Genomic DNA, 23,236 nt, shown 5'->3' on the forward strand with positions numbered 1-23,236 from the left:
GACAGCGAGGGTGCGTCCAGGATCGCAAAGTCTAGTCGGACGCGAGCAGCGCGGAAAAGGTGTCGAATCAATGGGCCGTGGTTTGCCGCCGAAGCCTACTTTGAGCTTGCAGGGACGGATCGGCGAAGCGCCTGGCTCTGGCCGGTCGACCGATCCGTCGGGGCGATCGCGAACGCGCCGATGCGGCGGGGTGCCCTTTCAAACCGCGCCGCGCTTCCTATAGTACCTCCGAACGCACGCAACCGAGCGAACCGGAGGAACTCATGGATCTCGTCAGCCGCCTCAAGGACCCGAGCCTGTTTCGTCAGCAGGCCTATGTGGACGGTGCCTGGGTCGATGCCGACGGTGGGGGCACGGTGAAAGTCGACGATCCGGCGACCGGCAAGACCATCGGCACCGTGCCTGACATGGGGGCGGCCGAGACCCGACGTGCCATCGAAGCTGCCAATCGCGCCTGGCCGGAATGGCGGGCCAAGACCGGCAAAGAGCGTGCAGCCATTCTGCGCAAGTGGTTCGACCTCATGATGGCGAACCAGGACGACCTCGGCGCGATCATGACCGCGGAGCAGGGCAAGCCGCTGGCCGAGGCCAAGGGCGAGATCGCCTATGGCGCCTCGTTCGTGGAGTGGTTCGCCGAGGAGGCCAAGCGCGTCTACGGCGACATCATCCCGCATCATGCCCCGGGCAAGCGGATCCTGGTGATCAAGCAGCCGGTCGGCGTTGTCGGCTCGATCACGCCGTGGAATTTTCCGAACGCCATGATCACCCGCAAATGCGCACCGGCCCTGGCGGTCGGCTGCCCGGTCGTGATCAAGCCGGCCAAGATGACTCCGTACTCGGCCCTGGCGCTGGCGGAGCTGGCCGAGCGTGCCGGGTTCCCGAAGGGCGTGTTCAACATCGTGATCGGAAAGAGTGCCAGCGCCATCGGGACCGAACTCGCAACCAACCCGATCGTGCGCAAGATCGGCTTCACCGGCTCAACCCCGATCGGCAAGCAACTGATGGCGCAGGCCGCCGGTACCGTGAAGAAGATCAGCCTGGAGCTTGGCGGCAACGCGCCGATGATCGTGTTCGATGATGCCGACATTGACGCTGCGGTGCAGGGCACCATCGCCTCGAAGTTCCGCAACGCCGGCCAGACCTGCGTCTGCGCAAACCGGATCTTCGTACAGGACGGCATCTACGAGAAATTCTCCGAGGCGCTGTCCGCGGCCGTCGGGCAGATGAAGCAGGGCAACGGCTTCGAGAGTGGCGTGGTGCTGGGCCCGCTGATTGAGGGGGCTGCCGTCGACAAGGTCGAAGAGCACATCCAGGACGCCGTCGCCAAGGGTGCCAAGGTTGCCTACGGCGGCCAGCGGCTGTCCGACATGGGCGCCAACTTCTACAAGCCGACCGTACTGACCGGGACCACGCCGGACATGAAGATCTTCCGCGAGGAGACCTTCGGCCCGGTGGCGCCGCTGTTCCGCTTCAAGGACGAGGCCGAGGTCATCCGCTACGCCAACGACACCGAATACGGGTTGGCCTCGTACTTCTACGCCCGCGATCTGGGCCGGGTGTGGCGGGTCGCCGAGGCGCTTGAATACGGCATGGTCGGAGTCAACGAGGGCGTGATCTCCACGGAGGTCGCCCCGTTCGGCGGCATGAAGGAATCCGGCCTTGGCCGCGAAGGCTCGAAGTACGGCACCGACGAGTTCGTCGAGCTGAAGTACATCCTGATGGGCGGCATCGGCGCGCCGTGAAGGGGGCCCGCTCTGGCTGGCGGCTACGACCCAGCCGCCAGCCGGGCACGCTCCTGATCGTACTGCTCCTTGGAGATTGCTCCGGACAGGAAACGCTCCACCAGATCGGACTCGGGGGTTGCCGACGCCGGTAAGGTGGGTGCCCGCACCGATGACGGCGAACCCTCCGCTGCGCGCGGCTTGTCCGGCCGCGCCCTGCTGACCTGCGGTTGCCCGATGGGGTGCAACGTGCGGCTGTCGATTGGCCGATAGTTCACGAACATCGTCCGGTCCTGGTCGGACAGCCGCAGCCGTTCAGTGCGGAACGGTCGATGCCCGAGCTGCAAGGCGGCCGCATCGCGTCGGGCGCCAGCGTCGTCGACCGCATATTCGACGAACAATCGAATGTCCTGGGTCGTCGCGGAGTAGGCTGTGTCGAACGCGTTGGGGCCCGATCGGCGTGCCGGATCGTCAACCTCGTAGCGACGGGTCTCGGCTCCCACCAGGATGTCGCCGATATAGAGGACCTCGCCGGCTCGCACCCGGAATCGCGGAGCTTCGGGTGCCGCGACGCCGTTGATTACGTATTGCAACGGGGGGCGACCTGCGGAGTGATCAACCTGCGACCTTGCGAGCAGGGCTTCAATTCCACCAACGAGCAGGCCGGTGGCCGCGCCTTCCAGCAACGCCCCGCCGAGACCGCCGCCGAATGCGGGAGATTGATTGGAGTGGCGTGCCTTGCGGACCGTTCGCACAGCGGCCAGCACGTAGTCGCCGGGCTCGAGGGTGAAAACGAACCGGTTTCCGGAGTCGCGCTGGAAGAACTGCCTGTTCGGAAGAACGGCGGAAGCGCTCCGCGGAACGTGAGGATTCGCATGCACGCGGCTGGCTCGTCCCGCCGGGTCGACGGCGGTAACGTCGAGCGCGAACGGCTCCGAGGCGAGATCGGCCGGGCGTTCGAACCCAACGACCAGGACTCCGTGGTGAGGAGGTACATGCGCGCCCTCGTCAGCCGTTTCTATTCGATTGGTGCCGGCGCAGCCGCCAAGAATCGATGCGATCAAGAAAACGACGAGGACGCGGAGCAATCTTGTTTTCCCCCAACTCACGGCGCCGCCCCCATCGCCTTGATCGATCCACGTCAAGGGGTGCCAGACTCTATCCGTGGGTGCAACGGATCGGTTCCGGTTGCTGCCCGGCAGGCACGAGACCGTGAACATTGTGGGGGTTTCGCCTACAGTGCGACGCCCCATCTTGGGCTGCGACCCTTTACGACCGGAAGAGACCTGACATGGCACGCTACGACTACGATCTGATCACCATCGGCGCCGGCTCCGGCGGCGTGCGCGCCTCACGTCTGGCCGGACGGTTCGGCGCCAAGGTCGCGGTGGTCGAGGAATTGCGGGTCGGCGGTACCTGCGTGCTGCGCGGCTGCGTGCCCAAGAAGCTGCTGGTCTACGGCTCGCATTTTCGCGAAGAGGTCGCGGACATGGCGGGCTATGGCTGGTCGGTCGAGGGTGTGTCCCATGACTGGGGCGCGATGATCGCCGCCAAGGACAAGGAACTCGACCGGCTCCACGGGATCTACATGAACCTGCTGAACGGTGCCGGAAACACGGTGCTGGATGGCCGCGGCGTGGTGGTCGATCCGCACGCGGTTGAGGTGGAAGGCAAGCGCTACACCGCGGAGCGCATCCTGATCGCCACCGGCGGCTGGCCGAGCCTGCCGGACGTGCCGGGCATCGAGCATGCGATCACCTCGAACGAGGCGTTGGACCTGCCGCAGCGGCCGGAACGGGTAGCGATCGTCGGCAGTGGATTCATCGCCGTCGAATTTGCCGGGATCTTCCATAGTTTCGGCAGCACCACCCATCTGATCTATCGGGCCGACAAGGTGTTGCGCGGCTTCGATGAGGACATGCGAACCGCGCTGACCGGCGAACTGAAGAAGAAGGGCCTGCACCAGCATCCCGAGACTCTGCCGACACGGATCGAGAAGGGCGGCGACTGCTACCTCGTGCATCTGAGCGACGGCGAGGTCCTGGAGGTTGATGCCGTGATGTACGCGACCGGGCGGAGCCCGAACACCAAGGGCATCGGCCTCGAGAGCGTGGGCGTCGAACTGGCGGCGAACGGCGCGGTGAAGGTCGACGAATGGTCGCGCTCGTCGGTTCCTTCGATCTGGGCGATCGGCGACGTGACCGACCGCATCCAACTGACCCCGGTGGCGCTGGCGGAAGGGCAGGCGTTTGCCGAGACCGAGTTCAACGACAACCCGATCCGACCGGACCACGACGACGTCCCGAGTGCGGTGTTCAGCCAGCCGCCGATCGGTACTGTCGGCCTCAGCGAGGAGGCGGCGGCCAAGAAGTACGGGGCGCTGGACATCTACGTCTCCGGCTTCCGGCCGATGAAGTACACGATGACCGGCAACACTGAGCGCGGGCTGATGAAGCTGGTGGTCGACCGGGCCAGCCAGCGGGTGGTTGGAGCCCATATGCTTGGCGTCGACGCGCCGGAGATCATCCAGGGCGTGGCCATTGCCGTGCGGATGGGGGCGACCAAGCGCGATTTCGACCGCACCATCGGTATCCACCCGACCGCGGCTGAGGAGTTCGTCACCATGCGCGAGAAGCGCCCGGACCCGGAGTAGGCGGTCGAAGCGTCTCCAGCGATCGGTAGCCGGGGTCGCGGAGAATCGGTCGGCGCGCTAATTTGTCTGGTCGCACTGGGCGGATAAGGGGGTCCGGGGGATGGCGGAACTTGACGGTTTGATCGCGTCGCGCCTGTGCAGGCCCGACGATGTCGTGCTCGACATCGGAGCGTTTCACGGAGAGAGCACGCAGTCCTATCTGGCGTGCGGCGCACGGATGGTCCATGCGTTCGAGCCGACCCCGGAATCCTTCGCCGTCCTGGCTAAGCAGTTCGCGGATGAGCCAAGAGTTTGCCTGCACAACGTCGCGGTCGGTTCAACTGAGGGCATGGTCGAGTTTCTCGAGCAGGGGATCGCCTTCGGCAAGGGTTCGATCGAGTCCGGTTTCGCCCAACGCGTCGCCGCCGCGCGGGCGTCGACGATTGAGCGCCGGACCGTGCCATGCACTACCTTGGATAGCTTGAACCTGGGGGCCGCGGAATTCTGGAAGATCGATATAGAGGGTGCCGAGAACCAATTGTTTGCCGGTGCGCAGAAGACCTTAAGTGCCACGCCACCGCGCATCCTTCAGATCGAGATCTTTGATACACCGTACAACGTGGAGGGGCACCGGGAGCGGACGTTGGCCAACTTCGACCGGTTCTTTTCCTACTGCCACCTTGCAGGGATCACCGAAGCCGGCGGATTGGGGATCTATGATCTCAGCGCGACCGGTCAAGACGCAATCCGAGCGGCGGTCAAGGCGAGTCAGAGGGGCGGGGCGCCGACGTTCATCTTCTCTCACGAATCACTGGCATGAGAGCCGGTGTGGCGCTGACGCGGCGCCGCGTCAGCGGTTGAAGATGATGTTGCCGATGAACGCGTTGCCCCCGGTGGTTTTCTTCAGCACGTTCTGATGGGTGGCTTCGTTCTTGACGAAGCCGAGGGCCGAGATCCGTTCGATCGTCTTCAGGTGCAGCGCATCGCGAAGATTGAACTCGACCAGCAGGCTGCGGACCGTCGGATCGGCCAGGACGCGGGCCGCCCCGTCCACGATCGCTGGCTCCAACCCGTCCACGTCAATCTTGATGACGGTCGGGCACGGCAAGCCGTCCTCAAACACCAGCTGGTCGAGGGTCCGTGTGACCGCGCCCTGCGGATACTGCCGGGTGTGCGGAACGATGGTGTCGGTCATGGCATTCATAACCTGATGCCCGCTGGTACCCGGATCGGGGGATGTCAGCATGATCTCGCTCAGCCCGGCCTTGTCGGACAAGCCAAGGCAATAGGCCCTGACGCGGTCGCTGATCCGGTTGTCGAAGATGTTTGCGCACAGCAAGGCGTAGCTACCCGACTCCGGTTCAAACGCGTAGACTCTCACTTTCCGGGTGGTTGCGGCCCAAATCGTATAAATACCAATATTCGCGCCGACATCATACAGAGTGTCGTCGGACGTCATCTCCGATATCCATTGAATAGTCTCAGGTTCTTTTTGATATATCGAAAGAACCCGCAGCGCGGATACCTTGTTCGGGGTCCGAAAGATGACCTTGGTATTGTTCTCGGTCAGGTCGATGCGTGGAATTTGCTTGGCATAGTCTTCGGACTTGTCGATGTGCGCCTGGAGTTGCGGGGGTACATCGTTTGTCATCGAATATCCCTGGGTGCTGGCGAAGCGAACGGCAGATCATGTGTTGGAAGGGCGGGACGGACGTTCTGCCTGCAACCTCCGCCCGCGGTCACTTCTTCTGGTTCACCTGAAACTGGATCAGCCGCCTGGTTCTGCCCGGCGCCACCGGCTCGACGCCATGAAAGCTGTTCATGCCGGGCGCAAAGACGAGCGCGGTGTTCGGTCGGTACGGTATCCGGGTCACCGCGGAGAAGGCCTCGCGCGGGAGTCGGGCGCCGTTGCGCACCTCGCTGCCGAGCCTCTTCGGATCCTCAAGGGCGTAGATGGTCGTTCCGAGGGTTTCGTCGGCATTGGCTTCGGCGAGATAGATCAACGTGGTGACCAGCTTCCGGTGGGTGTCGGTGTGCGGCGAAAGCGCGTATCCGGTCTGATCCTCAATGACTTCGATTGCCGGCTCGGTCGGCATGTCAGCCGTGTTGTGCCGCTTGGCGATGTCCTCTGAGAACTTCTGGATGAGCAGTTTGGTCAGCCGGTCGTCGGCCAGCGTGCTCCATAACTTTACCAGGGACGGGATCGCGGTTGCCTTTGCGGCATCCGCGTCGTTGAGCGGGATGCTGAACCGCTGGATCTCACTGGTATAGCCGATCTTGGCGGGGTCGTTCCGCCGGGTCAGCGCCGTCTCGAACCGGCTCGCCATCAACGCATCGAACAGGTCCTGGTGCAGGAAGTTCTCCAGAACCAGATGACGGAACGGCCAGAACCTCGGCATGGCGTTGATGATCGAATAGAAGGAATGCCAGACATAGGCGGCGTGATCGGGCGCGGCGTGATCGGACGTTTCCATGCGGGTGCCTGCTTCATCCGGTGATCGACAGGTACGTCATTCGCAACCGACCCACCCGGGTCGTGAACGAAGCAGGGTAGGCTTTCGACCGTAACGACGCCACCCGGGGCAAAGATCAGCCCTTCATCTCGACTTCGATGAACACGATGTCGTGGTCGTCGTCGTTGATGACGTTGTGCTCGACTCCCAGTGGGCGGGAATAGGCTTGGCCGGCTACCATCTCGGCCGGGCTGTCGCCGTTCGGGCCGGCGATCTTCAGCCGGCCGCCCAGGATCGGTACGACGACGTACGCCATTCCATGGCGATGCCACCCGGTTGCCGCTCCCTTGGGGATGCGCCACTCGGTCACCCGGACTCGATCGTCGTCGACCTGCACGGTCGGGATGGCGGGCAGGTAGTCGTCGGCCATGATGTTCTCCAAGGTTTAAAGGACCCAGGCGACGATGCCGCGCTCTACATCGCAGCGCAATGCAGGGCGCCGAATCGGCTGGCAGCCGCCGGTTGCGGCTGATAGAACCGGCGAAAATCCGTTGAACGACCACCCAGGGAGGGTGCGATGATGCGCGAATGGAGCCCGTCGAGCTGGCGCTCGAAGCCGATCCAACAGCAGCCGGGTTACCCGGACCAGGATCGGCTGCACCAGGTGGAGCAGACCCTGAGGGGCTATCCGACGCTGGTGTTCGCCGGCGAGGCGCAGCGTCTGCGCCGGTCGTTGAGCGAGGTCGCGGCGGGCCGGGCGTTCCTCCTGCAAGGCGGGGATTGCGCGGAGAGTTTCGCGGAGTTCTCGGCCGACAACATCCGCGATTCGTTCCGGGTGTTCCTGCAGATGGCGGTGGTGCTGACCTTCGGCGCGGCCTGCCCGATCGTGAAGGTCGGCCGGGTGGCGGGCCAGTTTGCCAAGCCGCGCTCCTCCGACGTCGAGGTGGTCGACGGAAAGTCGCTGCCGAGCTACCGCGGCGACATGATCAACGCGATGGAGTTCAACGATGAGGCGCGGACTCCGGACCCCGACCGGCTGCTGCGGGTCTACAACCAGTCGGCCGCCACGCTGAACCTGCTGCGCGCTTTCGCCCAGGGCGGATTTGCCAACCTGGAGGAAGTGCACCGCTGGACGCTGTCGTCGCTGTCGGACGCTCCGCAGAACGACCGTTTCGAGCAGATCGCCGCGCGCATCGACGAATGCCTTGCGTTCATGCGGGCGTGCGGGTTGACCCCGGACAACGTCCAGCAGCTGCGCGAGACCGAGTTCTACACCAGCCACGAGGCGCTGCTGCTCGGCTACGAGGAGGCACTGACCCGCAAGGACACGATCACCGACGACAAGGGGTGGTACAACACCGCCGCCCACATGGTGTGGATCGGTGACCGCACCCGGCAGTTGGACGGCGCCCATGTCGAGTACTGCCGCGGCATCCATAACCCGATCGGCATGAAGTGCGGGCCGAGCCTGGAGCCGGACGACCTGATTCGTCTGGTCGACGCGCTCAACCCACGCAATGATCCCGGTCGCCTGACGCTGATCGCCCGGTTCGGCTCGGACAAGGTCAAGGAGTCGCTGCCGCGCCTGATTCGGGCGGTCGAGCGCGAGGGCCGCAACGTCGTGTGGTCGTGCGATCCGATGCACGGCAACACGGTCAAGTCGTCGACTGGCTACAAGACCCGGCCGTTCGACCGGATCCTGTCCGAGGTTCGCGGCTTCTTCGAAGTCCACGAGGCCGAGGGCACCTATGCCGGCGGCGTGCATTTCGAGATGACCGGCCAGGACGTCACCGAGTGCATCGGCGGTGCCACCCGGATCACCGAGCACGCGCTGGCCGACCGCTACCACACCCATTGCGATCCGCGGCTGAACGCGTCGCAGTCGCTGGAGCTGGCATTCCTGATTGCAGAGATGCTGAGACGGCGACGCACTGGTGCAACAGCGCCACTTAAGGCGGCGTCCTGATCCCGCTACCGTTGTCGCGCCGCGGGACACCGCGCTATCGTGGGTGATCCAACGGCTGGGAGCCGGTGATGAGTGTAGTTGAGCGCGTCGACGGCGATCCGGTTCCGCCCGAGCTCGAGCATGGGGATCGGTGGCTGTCGACCACCCGCCATCCGACGAACGAGGCGCTTGGCGGTTACGTCGACAAGTACTTCCTGCGCACCAAGGATTGCGTTGCGCGGTTCGGCGACAAGCGCGTGACCTACGCGATCTTCATGCGCCGCCCGGTGACCTGCGCGCCGCGTCTGGCGGTCGAGTGGATCAAGGCGATGGCCGCCGCCCGCGGGGTGACGTTCGACATCGAAGTGACGCACAAGGAAGGGGCCTGGGTCGGCGCCGGCGAGCCGATCCTGTATGTCACCGGATCGCTGTTCCATCTGGTCGACCTGGAGACCCAGTACCTTCAGAAGCTGGGTGCGGCCTGTGTCGCCGCCTACAACGCCTACACCATGTGCGTGGAGCTGCCGAACACCGCCTTCCTGGCGATGGACGCCCGGCACTGCGCCGGAACCGAGATGGCCGAGATCGTCGCCTATGGCGCCAGCGTCGGTTCCGAGAAGGCGAGGAAGAAGGTTGGGGCGAAGGGCTTCATCGGCAACGCCTCCGATGCGACGGCACACTATTTCGCGCAGCAGCGCGGCTTCGGCACCATGCCGCATGCCTTGATCGGCTATGCCGGGTCGACGGTGCGGGCCGCCGAGATGTTCCACGACACCCACCCGTCGGAGAACCTGACGGTGCTGGTCGACTATTTCGGGTTGGAGATCACCGACGCGCTGGCCGTGTGCCGGCGGTTTCCCGACCTCGCAGCGGCTGGTCGCCTGGCCATCCGGCTCGACACCCATGGCGGCCGCTACATCGAGGGACTCGACATGGCCGAGGCCTACCGGGTGCTCGACCGCAATGCGCCCGAGGCGATCCGCGGCTACCGCTCGGAAGCGGAGTTGAAGTCCCTGATTGGCACGGGCGTTTCGGCAGCTGCCATCTGGCATGCCCGTGAACAGCTCAACCAGGCCGGCTTCCCGGCGGTCCGGATCGTGGCGTCGTCCGGCTTCGGGCCGGAGAAGTGCCGGGTCATGGCGCTGGCCAGGGCGCCGGTGGATGTCATCGGCACAGGCTCGTACCTGCCGGAAAAATGGAGCGAGACCTACGCGACCGCCGACATCATCGAATACGAAGGCGAGGCACGCGTGAAGGTCGGCCGCGAGTTCCTGCTGCGGGGCGGGGAGCGGTGATGCAAGACAAGGTGCTGATCGTCGTTCACCAGAAGCACTCGACGCCGGGTCGGGTCGGGGAGCTTCTGGAAGCACGGGGCTATCACCTGGATCGTCTCTGCCCCTGCCTGGACCATCCTTTGCCGCCAGACCCGTCCGAGTACGCGGCCGTGGTCGTCTTCGGTGGACCGATGAGCGCCAACGACGATCATTGCCTCGCCGGTATCGGTCGGGAGATCGACTACACCAACCGGGTACTGGACAGCGGCGTGCCGTATCTCGGCATCTGCCTCGGCGCGCAGATCCTGGCCCGTGCGCTCGGCGGCTCGGTGACGCCGCATCCGCAGAACCATGTGGAAGTCGGCTATACTAAAATCGAGCCCGTGCCCGGTGCCGAGGAAATGTTCGAGCACTCCCGATTCTTCTACCAGTGGCACCGCGAAGGCTTCGACGTGCCGCGCGGCGCGACCTTGCTGGCGACCGGCACCGGATCGTTCCCGAATCAGGCGTTCCGGGTCGGCGAGAATGCCTACGGTCTGCAGTTCCATCCCGAGATCACCCTGGCAATGATCCATCGCTGGAATCTCGGGGGCGGGCATCGGCTACACCTTCCCGGAGCGCAGCCGAAACGCGCCCACCTCAAGGGCTTCGAGTTGTTCAATGACGGTATCGAGCGCTGGACGAACGCGCTGTTCGATCGGATGGGCCTGTTCGGCGTACCGTTGAGCCACGCCGAAGCAGCGGAATAGACGGGGCACTGCGAGCCGAAGCCAGGCGGCCTTCGTAGACGGCAATCTGACGCGCGCCGTCGTGCCTTCACCGATCCGGCTTTCAATCTGGAACTCCGCCCCGATCGCTTCCGTCAGCGACCGCACGATCGCAAGGCCGAGGCCGACGCCATCCCGTGGCCGGTTGGCGGTATCCGACGCCTGCACGAACGGTTTGGTCACTTCGTCGATCATGGTCGTGGGAATGCCACAGCCATCGTCGCGAACCGACACCCAGACATCTCCGGCCGGATCCGGTCTGATGTCGACGACGATCGATCCGCCATGCTCGGTGAACTTCGATGCATTGGTCAGCAGGTTGACCAGGATCTGCTTCACTGCCCGCCCGTCGCTGTGGACGACCGGCGCATCGGCCGCGCCGGTGACCGACAATGAAACACCGCGAGCCTCGCATCTCGGAGCCACCAGCATGATCGCTTCGTCAACGATGTCTCGGATCACCAGATGCTCTTTGAGCATTTCGATCCGACCGGATTCGATCCGGGCGAGATCCAGCAGATCGTCGATCAGTTCCAGCAGATGCGCAGCGCTGGTCCGGATGTCCCGAGCGTACTCCGCGTAGCGCGGATGCCCGACCGGTCCGAAGATCTCGGCCTGCATGATCTCGCTGAACCCCATGATCGCGTTCAGCGGGGTGCGCAGGTCGTGGCTCATGTTGGCAAGGAACCGCGACTTCGCCCGGTTCGCCGATTGCGCCTCGACCATCGCATCGTGCAGCCGCTGGACGTACTCATGCTCGCGGGTAACGTCGGTGCCGGTGCCCCGGTAGCCCTGAAAGGTGCCGTCGTCGTCGAAGATGGGACGGCCGCGCAGGGAGGCCTGTCGATTACCCGACGGCGTGACGATTCGGATCCGTCGGCCATGGATCGGCCGGCGCTCCCGCAGATCTTCCTCGACGGCCTGCAGGCCCGGGTCGTCCCAGTCGTAGAACGGCAGCTCGCGTCGGGTCCGACCGACCAACTGGTCCGTAGGAATCCCCGATATCTCGACGAAGCGATCGGATACGAACGTGATCTGCCCGGTGGCGTTGGTTTCCCATACCCAGTCGGAGGCGATGTCGATGATATCCCGGAACCGCCGCTCGCTCTGGGCCAGGGCGGCAGTGCTTTCGACCGACTGGGTGGCGTCGGTGAAGATCCCCGACCACAGCGTGGTCCCGTCGGTCAGCCGGCGGGCTGCGGCGCGCACACGCAGCCAGCGCGTGGCACCGGCCGGCCGGGCAACGGGTAGCCTGATGTTCAACTCGTCCAGCTGTCCCGCCGAGTTGGTCAAGCCCTCGGTGAAAAGACGTGTGTCGGTTTCGGAGAGCAAGTCGCCCAAAGCCCGGCCCCAGTCCGCGATGAAAGCTTCGGATGGACTCCCGGTCAGCTCGAGGATCCGGTCGCTCATGTAGGTGCAGGCAATGGCTCCTGATCCACGGCGCAACTCGAAGATTGCGCCGGGGAGCGTCTTGGCCAGCGCGCTGAGCGTGGCTTCGACACTGCGTTCACGACTGATGTCCTCGTAGATGGTGACCGCGCCACCGTCGGGAGCCTGGATGTCGTGAAACCGGATCACCCGGTTCTCGACTGACAGAAACTCCCCGGTCGGGCTTCCGCGCTTGCGTCGACGTAGACGCTCGCTGGTGGCGGTGCTGATTACGGGGTCATCGTTGAAGAACCGCCGAGTGCGTTCGCTGATCGTTGCGAAATCCGGCCGGCCGTCGAACGGTCCGACATGGGCGAACAGTTCGCGAAAGCGAGCGTTTGTGTGGACCAGCCGGTCCTCGGCGTCCCATACCGCCACCGCGATGTGGGTATGGTCGAGTGCGAACAGGAGCCGAGGCCAAACGTCACCCGCTTCGGCACCGTCGGTGCCGATCAACGCACGGGCATCAGGCAACAGTCGCATCGGCACGTCGGGCGGACTCGGTACTGGCTTCAATGGCGCAGCATGCGACGCTACCCGTTAACGATCCGTCAAGTGGCTTTGTCCCTGCCGAGATCACGTTCCCGCAAGATACTCGACCGCTGCATCGACGCCGCCCACTCCATGGGGGATGCCCTGGCGCTTGAGTTGCAACTCGACCGAGGCAAGGCACCCGAGGATCATCGGTTCGTTGAGATCGCCGAGATGTCCGATCCGGAAGACCTTGCCGTTCAACTTCGACAGTCCGCCGCCCAGCGCCACGTTGGTTTCGGACAGCAGCTTGCCGCGAAAGACGTTGGCGTCGAAGCCATCCGGCATCGAGACAGCGGTGACCGAGTTCGAGAGTGCGTGCTCGTCCCGTCCGAACAGGGTCGGGCCGTTGCCGCGCCCCCAGGCCCGCACCGCCCGGCGCGTCGCTTCGGCCAGCCGGGCGTGCCGGGCGAACACCGCGTCCATTCCTTCCTCCAGGAGGATCCGAAGGCCTTCGCGCATGGCGAAGAACAGATGGCTGGGTGCGGTGCCGGCGAACCGCAACGTACCACTCTCGCCGGTCTTGAGTTCGTTCCAGTCATAGTATTTGCGTGGCAGCGTGGCGGTCTTGGTCGCCGCCAGTGCCTTGTCGCTGACCGCTGAGATCCCCAGTCCGACCGGCAGCATCAAACCTTTCTGCGATCCGGCCACGGCAACGTCGACGCCCCATTCGTCCATACGGAAATCCATGGAGGCGAGGGAGGAGATCGTGTCGGTGATCAGCAATGCCGGGTGTCCGGCGGCGCGGATCGCCGCGCCGATCCCGGCGATGTCGTGGGTCATCCCGGTCGACGTCTCGTTGTGGACCACGGCGACAACCTTGATGGCTCCGGTCGTATCGGCGCGCAACCGGTCTTCAACCCGGTTGGGATCGACGGCACGGTCCCACGGGTTCTCCAGGGCTTCCACCTTCAGCCCGAAGGCACGGCACATCTCTGCCCAGGATTCCGAAAAGCGCCCGGTTTCGCACATCAGCACGGTGTCGCCTGGCGAGCAGATGTTGGTCATCGCCGCCTCCCAGGATCCGTGCCCGGACGAGGCGTAGATCATCACCTCGCCGGTCGTTTTCATGACCTTCTTCAAGTTGTCCCGACACTCGATCTGGATCTCGAAGAACTCCGGCGTCATGAAATCCAGGGCGGGCCGGTGCATGGCCTGGAGAATGCGGTCCGGGATGTTGGTGGGCCCGGGAATGTTCAGGAACTGTCGACCGGCAAGACGGGGCATGGGCTTACTCCACTCCCCCGACCAGCATCGACCGGCTCACCGCGGCGCGATGCCGGATGGCAAGCGGTCCGGCATACTCCGGCGAGTTGTACCAGGCCTTGGCCTGATCCAGGCTGGCGAACCGCAGGATGACCACCCGGCCCAGCGGCGGCTCGCCTTCCAGGACTTCGACCTTTCCGCCCCGCGCCAGGTATTCGCCGCCGTACTGGGCGATGGTTGCCGGAACCTGTGCCCGATACTCCTCGTAGGCAGCCGCGTCCTTCACGTCGACCTGGGCAACAACATAGGCATAGGGCATGGCATCCTCCGTGGCGGTCGCATCGTCAGCCGAAGCGGGACCCCGGCGCGAGCCGGCATCCTGGCCGATATCGCACCGGACGTGGGATGAAAAACTCTCATCCGCGCATGAGCAAAACTCCCAGCCGTTCACGCGTTTGGCTGAAGGGGCCGATCGAGGTCCTGGCGAACCGCGATAGCGGCGAGCGCATCGAGGGTGGGTGTATCGACGCCGGCGGCGCGGGCAAACGCGACCGGCGCCAGCAACATGGTCTCGAGTTCGAGCGGTCGGCCGCGGTCATAGTCCTGGCGGATCGACGGCATGTGATCGGGGGCCTTCGGCCGAAAGGCCTCCGGTTCGAACCGGCTGACGTCGATGCCATGGGCCGACGCCACCGCCATACCCTCGCGGGCCGCCCGCACGAACAGGGCACCGATCTGGTCATCGTCGCGAACCACGGTCGCTCGCTGCCCGGTGATCAGGCAGATGATCGAGACCGTCATGTTCACCAGCAGCTTGTCCCAGATCGCCTGACGGATGTCGGCAACCGGCGGCGAGTCGATGCCGGCGCTGTTCAGGGCCGATCGCAACCCGTCGACCGCCGCGCTTGATCGATCATCGGGCCGGCCGATCAGGAGAGTGTTCCGCACGTCGTTCTCGTGCAGGACGACTCCAGGCTCCACCATCGTATTGGAAGAGTGGATCACCGCGCCGATCACCCGCTCGGACGCGACCGCGGCGGCAAGCGCGCCGCCTGGATCAAGACGCGACAGGTCGGGGGGCTGTGGCCGGGTCGGGGCGATGCCGTCGGCATACCACCACGGAATGCCGTTCTGCGCGAAAACCACCGTCGTATCGGGGCCGAGCAACGGCCTGATGCCGGCGGCCAGGCTAGGCAGTGCGGTCGTCTTGACCGTCGAGATGATGGCATCCTGCGGTCCAAGGTCTGCCGGGTTGTCGGATACGTTGAGGTGCGGGTCGTAAATCTCGCCGCGGCTTCTCAGCACCAAACCTTCGGCTTTGACATGGGCCAGCGTTTCGCCGCGGGCTACCGCCGAGACCTGATGGCCATCGGCAGTCAGTCGGGCCGCAAGGTGGCCGCCGATGGCGCCCAACCCGAACACGCAGATTCGCATCGTGCTTCCTTCTCCCGGCGCCGCCGGGTCACTCCGTCTCCACCGGCTCGCCGATGTGTCGGGCGAAGGCGGCCCGGACGGTTTCGCCGGCCCGCTCGATGTTGCGTTCCAGCGCCGGGAAGTCGATGGCACGACCGGTCCGTGCCAGCCTCCGCTTCAGTGCTTCCGGCGCCGCCTCCGGGTCGAAGTTGCGTCCGACGGTAAGCCGCAGAAGGCCCTGCAGGTTGCGCCAGATACGGGTGGCGTTGGCCAGGAACTCCGCCTCCTCCGAGGCGAGGAGGCCGGCGGCGCCGAGCTTTCGGAACGCCTCGGCCGTGTTGCCGTCCAGTATCTCGGGATGCCGGTGCGCCTCGCGAAGCTGCAGGTACTGGGCGATGAACTCCAGGTCCAGCAAGCCACCGCGCCAGTGCTTGACTTCCCATGGACTGGTCGAGCGATGCTCCTTGGCGGTGCGGGCCCGCATCGACGCGATGTCGGCAAGCAACGTTTCGGGGTCGCGCTTCTCGGTCAGCACCGACCGGACATGCTTTTCGATCCGGTCGCGCAGCGCTGCCGGGCCAGCGACCGTGCGGGCGCGGGTCAATGCCATCCGCTCCCACGTCCACGCGTCCTCGGCGTGGTACTTCTCGAAGGCCTCCAGGCTGGTAGCGACCGGTCCCTTGTTGCCGGTCGGACGCAGCCGCATGTCGATCTCATAGAGGGCGCCCTCGGCGGTCTTGGCGGAAAGCGCCGAAATCAGACGCTGCCCCAGGCGGATGGTGTAGGCCGAGGTCATCAGCGGCTTGGCGCCGTCCGACTCGCAGTCGAGCGGGGTGTCATAGATGAACACGAGGTCCAGATCGGAGCCGTGGGTCAGTTCCCGGCCGCCATACTTGCCGAGCGCCAGGACGGCGATCGCTGGTGTGTCGGCGTCGGGCAGGCGGCCGTGGCGCTCGGCGAACTCGGTCTCGACCAGGGGCAGCAGCGAGCGAATGGTCGCATCGGCGATGTCGGAGAAGGTCTCGCCGGCGTGATCGGCGTCGAGATGCGCCTGGATGATCTGCACGCCGACCTGAAACCGCCGGTCGGCCGTCCAGCGCCGCGCGGTGTCTAACCCCACCTCGTAGTCGTCGACCGCCGCCAGATGACGTTCCAGTTCGGCGGTGAGAGTGTCGGCATCCGGAAGCGGCAACATTGCATCGTGAGTCAGCACGCCCTCGAACAGTGCCGGCTCACGGCCCAACTGCGAAGCCAACGACGGCGCCATGCCAAGGATCTCGGCCATCACGTCAATCAGCGACGGGTTTGCGTGGAACAGGCTGAACAGCTGCACGCCGGCCGGCAGGGCCTCGAGAAACCGGTCGAACCGTCGGAATGCCTGATCCGGTTGCGGCATGCGGCCCAGCGCCGCCAGCAGGGCGGGCGTCAGTTCCGTCAGCAGCTGTCGCGCCCGCTCGCTGCGGGTGGCGCGGGTGCGGCCGCGGTGCCAGTCCCGGACCGTCTCGGCGACGGCACCGGGGTCCTCGAATCCGAGACCGGCGAGTGTGGCGACGGTCTCGGGATCGTTGTCGCTGCCGGTGAACACCAGGCTCCCGGCCTCGCTCGTCGGCATGGACAAGGCAGGGGCCTCCTCGAACAGGCGCGCATAGTGATAGGCGACGGTGTGAAGGTGGTGGGCCAAGTCGCCGCGGAAACCCTTTGGATCCTCGTAGCCCAGGAAGGCCGCGAACCGGTCAAGTTCGGCGGGGTCGTCCGGCAGGATCTGAGTCTGCTTGTCGTCGACCATCTGGATCCGGTGCTCGACCTTGCGCAGGAACCGGTAGGCAAGCTTCAGGGCATTGGCCACCTCGCCGCGCACCCGACCCGCCTGAACCAGCGCTGCCAGGGCTTCCTCGGTACCACGGGCCCGCAGGCGGGCATCGCGGCCGCCCCAGATCAGCTGCTGGGTCTGGGCAAAGAACTCGATCTCACGGATGCCGCCCCGACCCAGTTTGACGTTCTGGCCCTCGGCCTTGATCACCGCACCTTTCTTGTGAACGGCAATCTGCCGCTTGATCGAGTGGACGTCCTGGATGGCGGCGAAATCCAGATGCCGCCGCCAGACGAACGGCCGGAGGGCGCGCAGGAAGCTGTCGGCGGAGTCGGGATCGCTGGCGACAGGCCGCGCCTTGATCATGGCAGCGCGCTCCCAGTTTTGGCCCATGCTCTCGTAGTAGGTCTCGGCAGCGGTCATCGACACCGCCGGCGGGGTCGAATTGGGATCAGGGCGCAACCGCAGGTCGGTGCGGAACACGTAGCCGTCGGCGGTCCGCTCCTCCATCAGCTTGACCATGGTCCGCGTGGCGTTCACGAACGCCTGCCGCAACTCCCAATGCTCGGCGTAGATCGGCAAGGCATCGTCGAACAGAACGATGAGGTCGATGTCGCTCGAGTAATTGAGCTCGCGGGCGCCGAACTTGCCCATCGCGAGGCACACCAGACCCGATCCAGCGATCGGGTCTTCGGCGTTCGGGTCGAGCGGCAGCTTGCCGCGCCGAATCTGCTCCAGCAGCGCGTGACGCCAGGAAACGGTAAGGGCGCGCTCGGCTGACTCCGAGATTGCGCCGGTGACCTCGGTCAGGTTCCACAGTCCGGCGATATCGGCGACGGCAATGGCTATGGCAGCGCGTCGCTTTGCGATCCGCAGCCCTTTCATCACGGCATCGACGCTACCCGACGGATCAACGGCGTCGAAGTCGGACCACACTTGACGGATACCGGCATCGATCCCGTTGCGCAGCAGTTGAACCACGAAGGTCTGCTCGCGCAGGGTTTCACGAGTGAGGTACGGGCTGTGTGCGACGATGCCTTCAATCAGGGCCCGGCAACCGGGATCGGCGAGGACGGCGCTGGCCGCGTCCCGGGCCTCGGAACCATCGTGCTCGGCTGCGCGTTCCTGCCAGCGTTCGATACCGACGCGCACGGCGTTGGGATCCATCGGGATTGGTGGGGTTCGCGGCTGCAGCAGGAAGGTCAACACACTCTCGGGACAACAGTTTCGGCGGCAAGGGCAGAGTGCGGAGATCGGCGTCCCGCGGTCAAGACGGGGCGTCGTCGCGCATGGAGGAACGTGATATCAGGGAGGATCGCTCCAAGACCCGCCAACGGGGTTCCGGTTCCGTGATTCATCGCATCGCTGTCGTGCTCCTCGAGGTCGTCCTGGCGTTGGTCGTTGGCGTTGTCCTCGTGGGTGCGGTGCTCGCATGGCGCCTGTCGGACGGGCCGATCGTTCTGGACGTTCTGAAGCCTTACGTCGAGACGATGCTCAGCCCACCGAACGCGGGGTTCCGAACCGAGGTCGGCGTCACCCAAGTATCTTGGAGCGGTTGGAATCGGGCGCTCGATGTTGTTGCAGCCGACGTCTCGATGATCGAGCCGGACGGGAGCATCCGGGCGCGAGTCGACTCAATATCGGTGGCACTGAGTCCCAAGGCGCTGTTGGCCGGGCGGCTGGCACCGAAACGAATTAACGTCATCGATCCCAAGGTCACGGTTCTGCGGACGGCCGATGGCGGCTGGCGCCTGTTGCCGGAAACCGACGGGCCGGCGACTGAGTTTGACCTGTCCGGGCTGCTGCAGGCGTTCTCCGGTACAACTCCTGGCAGCCCCCTTTCGGAGTTGCTTGAGATCGATGTATCCGGCGCTCGAATCCGGCTGGTTGACGACCAGCGGGGAGTATCCGTCGCCGCACATGGTGTCGTCGCCGCGCTGTTGCGGACCCGTGACGGGCTGGCGTTCCACGGTGAAGCGACGGTCGCATGGGACACAGGCGTACGGACGCCCGTCGAATGGCATGGCGCTTATCGCAATGCATCGGGGCGGGTCGACGTGGAGGCGCGGCTGAACGGCATGCCGGTCGACGCCCTGGTCTCGCTTCACCCGGCGCTGGAACGGCTCCAGGGCATTTCGATACCGGTGAGCGGAGCGGTACGCATCTCGACCGGCATTACCGGTGTCGGACTCTCTGGTTCGGCCGAGTTGGAATTCGGCCCTGGCCGCGTCGCTATACCCGGATTGATCGATCGACCGGTTGATCTCGCCCGCGGAACGGCAACGATCACTGCTTCTGCCAACCTTGAACAGGTCAAGCTGGACGGGGCGCTTGACCTGGGCGGCCCGAAGGTCGCGCTTGCGGCGACCGCGTTGCGCGCCGGTTCGGGCTACGGGGTGACGCTTGACGCCGTGGCGGAGTCGATGCCGGTCAATGATCTGGAACGCTACTGGCCGGAAGTCGTCGCGCCGCCGGCGCGCGAATGGGTCACCGAGAACCTGCGTGACGGCGTCGTGCCGCGGGCAACCGCGCATGCCGAAGCTTGGCTGGACCCGATGGACGTCGGAACGCTGCGCCTCGATACGATCGGCGGCAAGATCGACTTCACCGGGGTGACGACTCACTACTTTCGCCCGCTGCCGCCAGTCACCGCCGTGGAAGGCACCGCGGTGTACGATGCCGACAGCTTCGATATCACGATAACCGCTGGGCGCCTGGACCGGTTGACGCTGGATCGTTCGCGCGTGCTGATCCGGGGACTGGTGGTGGAGGTCGAGTACGCGGACATCGACGTCGCGGTGCGCGGACCGCTGTCCGATGCCCTGCGGGTGATCGACCACCAGCCCCTCGGCTACCCCAAGAAGCTCGGAATCAAGCCGGACGACGTATCGGGCCTGGCGGGTGCGCGACTGCGTTTCGATTTCCTGCTGCGCAAGGACTTGACGATAGAGCAGGTGAAACTGGCGGCGGCGGCCAATCTCACCGACGTCCACCTGCCCGGCGTGGTGGCGGGTCACGATCTGAATGATGCCGAACTGACCCTCGACCTCAACGGCGCAGGCATGAAGCTCTCGGGAACGGGAACCGTGCTGGGTGCACCGGCAGAAGTCGCGCTTGATCAGCGGTTCCATCGTCGTGGTTCCTACACCAGCCGCAGCCGGATCAAGACCGTGGCGACGCGAGAGCGTCTCGCTGCCTTCGGGTTGGATCTGGGAGAGGCGATCGACGGCACCATGGATGTGACCGCGGAGTCGGAAGTTCGGCCCAATGGAGTCGAAACGGTACGTTTCACCGCCGACCTGCAGAACACCGCCCTTCAGTTTCCGGACATCCGCTGGGAGAAGCCGGCTGGGGCCAGCGGGACGGTGCGCGGTCGGATGACGGTCCGCGACGGCAGCCCGGTGTCAGTCGACGAATTCGACCTGAAGGCCGGAGACATGGCTGTCCAGGCGGTCGCAACGCTTGCTCCCGGCGCGCGCCTGAAGGTCATCGATGTCGCACGTCTGCGCCTAGGCCGGACGGACGCGGCCGGCCGGGTCGAGCGTTTGGACAGTGGCGAGTGGCGTCTGGCGCTGCGTGGTCCGATGATCGACCTGTCGCCCGTTCTCGACGCCGATGACGAAGCAGCGGACCCATCCAAGACGGCTGACGAGGCACCGCCCAATCGCTTGGCGCTTGACCTGCGGGTGGCGGCGGACACGTTGGTCCTGACAAAGACGGCGACGTTCACGCGGGCGACCCTGGCGGTCCGCAGCACTGGAGAGCGGCTTGAATCCCTGGATCTGCGCGGGCGGGTTGGCGAAGGATACGCCGCCCTCACGGTCCAGCCGATCGACGGCCAGCGTCGGCTGACCCTGCGGGCCGAGGACGCCGGCGAGTTCCTGCGGGCGCTGGACATTGTCGATACGGTCCGGGGCGGCCGGCTTGGGGTGGACGGTCGTCTGACTGGAGATGGCCTGGAAGACGGCCTGTTGATGACTGCCCGCATTGAGGAGTTCCACGTGGTTCAAGCCCCGGTCCTGGCCAGTGTCCTTTCGGTTGCGTCATTCACCGGGCTGGCCGACCTGCTGCGTGGCGACGGTATCCGATTTGCCCGCATGCGCGTCGACCTCACCATGACGCCGGAGCGCATCGAAGCGCGCAACGGGGTAGCCTACGGGCCGGGCCTCGGCATCAAGGCTGAAGGGGCCTATGACCGCACGTCGGAGCTGACCGATTTCGTTGGGTTGATTGCCCCCGCGTATTCCCTGTCCAGACTGATCGACAAGATTCCGGTGTTCGGTGAACTGCTGACCGGCGGTGAAGGCGAGGGCTTGTTGGCGACCGAGTTCCGGGTCCGTGGCAAGTTGGAGAACCCAAAGGTCTCGGTGAATCCGCTCACCGCCCTGGCTCCGGGATTCCTGCGCGATCTTCTGTCGACCGCCGAACGTCCAGCCGACGCTCCGGTTGTCGAGCCGCCGTCGACAGAACAGGTCGACCCGTTGAAGCGTGAGGACCGGGGACGATGAGCTTACTCAGCCAGCGTGTATTTCGAGCGTGCAGAACGCATCGAGCGTCATGGTAAGCGGGTTGCCGTTCACTGCCTTGTAGAGCCTGACTCCGCCCTCCGTACTGCGTTGGGCGAAGATTGCGGTTTGCGTGCGCTGGTACATCGGTAGGGCGTCAAGCGACATCATTCTGAACTCGATCGAATGACGCTCCTGAAACACTCCGGTCATCGGCTGGGTGCGATGGAGGACCAATTGGTCGAAGACCGCGGCATCGCCCTCGGTTGCGTGAGCCACGCGGGCTTGCCAGCCGCCCTGTCCAAGATGCTCATCGAGGTCACGGTCGTCGAAAACCAGGCTGCCATTGCTCAACCGCCGTTGCCGCCAAGCTTCAAGCAACGACGTGAGATTATGGCCGGACCCTGCCGGCACGCAGACCTCCAGGCCAGGTCGGTCGCGGCCGACGTCCTGGAGTGCGGTCCAGGAAACCAAGAATGGAGAATCATCTCCGACGAACCCCAGATCCAGGTGCCATCCGACCGCCTCTGCGGCGCCTTCTGGTGCCTGATGGCGCACGGTCATTATGTTCAGGCAGAGCGCGGGCTCGACGTCAAAACGCGAGCGGAACAGATCCGCGGCCGGGCCATTCAGGAAAACCTCCGCGATCCCCAGCGCGCGCTGGCGCTCGGTCGCGTTGGTCCACTCGCTTGCGACCGAGAACTTGCCAACCGCGTTTCGCCGGCAGACGTCGTTGGCCAATTGGCGAGCGTCTGCCACGGTCTTTGCCGGCAACGCCTGACGGACCATCTTGAAGTACGGCAAGGCCCTCCTCCACGTTCTTCAGCAACGCCTCGGCCGATGGGCCCGACACCCGACAGGGGATGTCGTTGAACTCCGAATGCCGTGACGTCTACGCCACCCGCAGCAGGGCGTGGCGCTTGCGGCCCGACGACAGCTTGATCACGCCATCGCCGTCGAGGCTGGATTCGCCGAGCGTCGCGTTCTCGTCGTCGACGGGCTGATCGTTGACCCGAGCGCCGCCACCGCGGATCAGGCGGCGCGCCTCGCCGTTCGAAGCGGCCAGACCGGCCCGGCGCAGCGCCTCCACCACGGACAGGCCGGACGCCAGTTCTGAACGCGCGACGTCGACGCTTGGCAGGCCCTCGGCCGAGTTTCCGGCCTCGAAGGTCTGACGGGCGGTCTCCGCCGCTTCCTCGGCGGCGGCCCGGCCGTGGCACAACGCGGTCACTTCGGTAGCGAGAATCTTCTTGGCCTCGTTGACCTCGGTGCCGCCCAGCGCCTCGAGTTTGGCGACTTCATCCAGCGGCATCTCGGTGAATAGCTTCAGGAAGCGCCCGACATCGGCGTCGTCGGTGTTGCGCCAGAACTGCCAGAAATCATAGACGCTCAACCGATCTGCGTTCAGCCACACAGCACCCTGCGCCGTCTTGCCCATCTTGGCGCCCGACGACGTGGTGATCAGCGGCGAGGTCAGGCCGAAAATGGTCTGCTGGTCGACTCGCCGGGTCAGTTCGACGCCATTGACGATGTTGCCCCACTGGTCGGAGC

At 65.3% G+C, this 23,236-nt stretch carries 17 protein-coding genes and 1 pseudogene; 7 read left to right on the top strand and 11 right to left on the bottom strand.

The features are described 5' to 3' along the window. The first annotated feature begins 263 nt into the window (after window positions 1-263). The gene (locus RIC54_RS14045) at window positions 264-1,742 is read left to right on the top strand and encodes an NAD-dependent succinate-semialdehyde dehydrogenase (RefSeq protein ID WP_350151118.1); all 1,479 of its coding nucleotides are present in this window, start codon (window positions 264-266) and stop codon (window positions 1,740-1,742) included. A gap of 23 nt (window positions 1,743-1,765) precedes the next feature. Here RIC54_RS14045 and RIC54_RS14050 read toward each other — a convergent pair whose 3' ends face one another. Then, on the bottom strand, window positions 1,766-2,941 hold the full coding sequence (locus tag RIC54_RS14050; RefSeq protein ID WP_350151120.1) for a hypothetical protein: 1,176 nt from the start codon (window positions 2,939-2,941) through the stop codon (window positions 1,766-1,768). A gap of 71 nt (window positions 2,942-3,012) precedes the next feature. Between RIC54_RS14050 and gor the strand changes: the two genes are divergently transcribed. Together gor and RIC54_RS14060 are read left to right on the top strand one after the other, a co-directional pair. Continuing rightward, on the top strand, window positions 3,013-4,374 hold the full coding sequence (gene gor / locus RIC54_RS14055; protein WP_350088264.1) for a glutathione-disulfide reductase: 1,362 nt from the start codon (window positions 3,013-3,015) through the stop codon (window positions 4,372-4,374). A gap of 100 nt (window positions 4,375-4,474) precedes the next feature. Beyond that, a complete protein-coding gene (locus RIC54_RS14060; protein WP_350088261.1) occupies window positions 4,475-5,173 on the top strand; it encodes an FkbM family methyltransferase in 699 nt (232 codons plus the stop codon). Window positions 5,174-5,203: 30 nt separating this feature from the next. Here the strand turns inward: RIC54_RS14060 and RIC54_RS14065 are convergent, their stop codons facing one another. The 3 genes from RIC54_RS14065 to RIC54_RS14075 all read right to left on the bottom strand — a co-directional run bounded on the left by RIC54_RS14065 (window position 5,204) and on the right by RIC54_RS14075 (window position 7,236). Then, window positions 5,204-6,004 (bottom strand): FkbM family methyltransferase, encoded by an 801-nt coding sequence (locus RIC54_RS14065; protein WP_350088258.1) that lies wholly within the window; start codon window positions 6,002-6,004, stop codon window positions 5,204-5,206. A gap of 88 nt (window positions 6,005-6,092) precedes the next feature. Further along, on the bottom strand, window positions 6,093-6,827 hold the full coding sequence (locus RIC54_RS14070) for a hypothetical protein (RefSeq protein WP_350088255.1): 735 nt from the start codon (window positions 6,825-6,827) through the stop codon (window positions 6,093-6,095). Window positions 6,828-6,942: 115 nt separating this feature from the next. Continuing rightward, a complete protein-coding gene (locus RIC54_RS14075; RefSeq protein WP_350088252.1) occupies window positions 6,943-7,236 on the bottom strand; it encodes a cupin domain-containing protein in 294 nt (97 codons plus the stop codon). A 147-nt stretch (window positions 7,237-7,383) separates the two neighbouring features. Between RIC54_RS14075 and RIC54_RS14080 the strand changes: the two genes are divergently transcribed. From RIC54_RS14080 to RIC54_RS14090, 3 genes are all read left to right on the top strand, one after another. Further along, window positions 7,384-8,772 (top strand): class II 3-deoxy-7-phosphoheptulonate synthase, encoded by a 1,389-nt coding sequence (locus RIC54_RS14080; RefSeq protein WP_350088249.1) that lies wholly within the window; start codon window positions 7,384-7,386, stop codon window positions 8,770-8,772. Between the two features lie 68 nt (window positions 8,773-8,840). Then, window positions 8,841-10,046 carry a beta/alpha barrel domain-containing protein gene (locus RIC54_RS14085; RefSeq protein ID WP_350088246.1) on the top strand — a complete coding sequence of 402 codons (1,206 nt, stop codon included), beginning with the start codon at window positions 8,841-8,843 and terminating at the stop codon, window positions 10,044-10,046. Next, window positions 10,046-10,774 (top strand): glutamine amidotransferase-related protein, encoded by a 729-nt coding sequence (locus tag RIC54_RS14090; RefSeq protein ID WP_350151122.1) that lies wholly within the window; start codon window positions 10,046-10,048, stop codon window positions 10,772-10,774. The genes RIC54_RS14085 and RIC54_RS14090 overlap by 1 nt, the downstream gene beginning before the upstream one ends. A gap of 45 nt (window positions 10,775-10,819) precedes the next feature. Here the strand turns inward: RIC54_RS14090 and RIC54_RS14095 are convergent. The 5 genes and pseudogenes from RIC54_RS14095 to RIC54_RS14115 form a co-directional block, all read right to left on the bottom strand. Continuing rightward, window positions 10,820-12,703, bottom strand: a pseudogene (locus RIC54_RS14095) (ATP-binding protein); the annotation flags it as partial. Window positions 12,704-12,796: 93 nt separating this feature from the next. After that, window positions 12,797-13,978: a pyridoxal-phosphate-dependent aminotransferase family protein gene (locus tag RIC54_RS14100; RefSeq protein WP_350088240.1), complete on the bottom strand. Its 1,182-nt coding sequence runs from the start codon at window positions 13,976-13,978 to the stop codon at window positions 12,797-12,799. 4 nt (window positions 13,979-13,982) lie between these two features. Further along, window positions 13,983-14,276 (bottom strand): DUF1330 domain-containing protein, encoded by a 294-nt coding sequence (locus RIC54_RS14105; RefSeq protein ID WP_350088237.1) that lies wholly within the window; start codon window positions 14,274-14,276, stop codon window positions 13,983-13,985. A gap of 128 nt (window positions 14,277-14,404) precedes the next feature. After that, entirely contained in the window at window positions 14,405-15,391 is a 987-nt protein-coding gene (locus tag RIC54_RS14110; RefSeq protein ID WP_350088234.1) for a ketopantoate reductase family protein, read from the bottom strand. 28 nt (window positions 15,392-15,419) lie between these two features. Continuing rightward, window positions 15,420-18,386: a bifunctional [glutamine synthetase] adenylyltransferase/[glutamine synthetase]-adenylyl-L-tyrosine phosphorylase gene (locus tag RIC54_RS14115; RefSeq protein WP_350088231.1), complete on the bottom strand. Its 2,967-nt coding sequence runs from the start codon at window positions 18,384-18,386 to the stop codon at window positions 15,420-15,422. Window positions 18,387-18,529: 143 nt separating this feature from the next. Between RIC54_RS14115 and RIC54_RS14120 the strand changes: the two genes are divergently transcribed. Then, entirely contained in the window at window positions 18,530-21,688 is a 3,159-nt protein-coding gene (locus RIC54_RS14120) for a YhdP family protein (protein ID WP_350088228.1), read from the top strand. A gap of 6 nt (window positions 21,689-21,694) precedes the next feature. On the opposite strand, the gene RIC54_RS14125 is transcribed toward RIC54_RS14120, so the two are convergent. Beyond that, a complete protein-coding gene (locus RIC54_RS14125; RefSeq protein WP_350088225.1) occupies window positions 21,695-22,489 on the bottom strand; it encodes a phytanoyl-CoA dioxygenase family protein in 795 nt (264 codons plus the stop codon). Between the two features lie 88 nt (window positions 22,490-22,577). After that, a partial coding sequence (gene tyrS, locus RIC54_RS14130; protein WP_350151123.1) for a tyrosine--tRNA ligase occupies window positions 22,578-23,236 on the bottom strand: 659 nt, incomplete at its 5' end.

It is taken from the genome of Thalassobaculum sp., assembly GCF_040219215.1.
In the GTDB taxonomy this organism is placed as follows: Bacteria; Pseudomonadota; Alphaproteobacteria; order Thalassobaculales; family Thalassobaculaceae; genus Thalassobaculum_A.

Coding starts and splice junctions, on each gene's coding strand:
- RIC54_RS14085 (WP_350088246.1), top strand. CDS start 8,841: ATGAGTGTAGTTGAGCGCGTCGACGGCGATCCGGTTCCGCCCGAGCTC.
- RIC54_RS14070 (WP_350088255.1), bottom strand. CDS start 6,827: ATGGAAACGTCCGATCACGCCGCGCCCGATCACGCCGCCTATGTCTGG.
- RIC54_RS14110 (WP_350088234.1), bottom strand. CDS start 15,391: ATGCGAATCTGCGTGTTCGGGTTGGGCGCCATCGGCGGCCACCTTGCG.
- RIC54_RS14045 (WP_350151118.1), top strand. CDS start 264: ATGGATCTCGTCAGCCGCCTCAAGGACCCGAGCCTGTTTCGTCAGCAG.
- RIC54_RS14065 (WP_350088258.1), bottom strand. CDS start 6,004: ATGACAAACGATGTACCCCCGCAACTCCAGGCGCACATCGACAAGTCC.
- gor (WP_350088264.1), top strand. CDS start 3,013: ATGGCACGCTACGACTACGATCTGATCACCATCGGCGCCGGCTCCGGC.
- RIC54_RS14100 (WP_350088240.1), bottom strand. CDS start 13,978: ATGCCCCGTCTTGCCGGTCGACAGTTCCTGAACATTCCCGGGCCCACC.
- RIC54_RS14090 (WP_350151122.1), top strand. CDS start 10,046: ATGCAAGACAAGGTGCTGATCGTCGTTCACCAGAAGCACTCGACGCCG.
- RIC54_RS14080 (WP_350088249.1), top strand. CDS start 7,384: ATGATGCGCGAATGGAGCCCGTCGAGCTGGCGCTCGAAGCCGATCCAA.
- RIC54_RS14105 (WP_350088237.1), bottom strand. CDS start 14,276: ATGCCCTATGCCTATGTTGTTGCCCAGGTCGACGTGAAGGACGCGGCT.
- RIC54_RS14050 (WP_350151120.1), bottom strand. CDS start 2,941: ATGTTCACGGTCTCGTGCCTGCCGGGCAGCAACCGGAACCGATCCGTT.
- RIC54_RS14060 (WP_350088261.1), top strand. CDS start 4,475: ATGGCGGAACTTGACGGTTTGATCGCGTCGCGCCTGTGCAGGCCCGAC.
- RIC54_RS14075 (WP_350088252.1), bottom strand. CDS start 7,236: ATGGCCGACGACTACCTGCCCGCCATCCCGACCGTGCAGGTCGACGAC.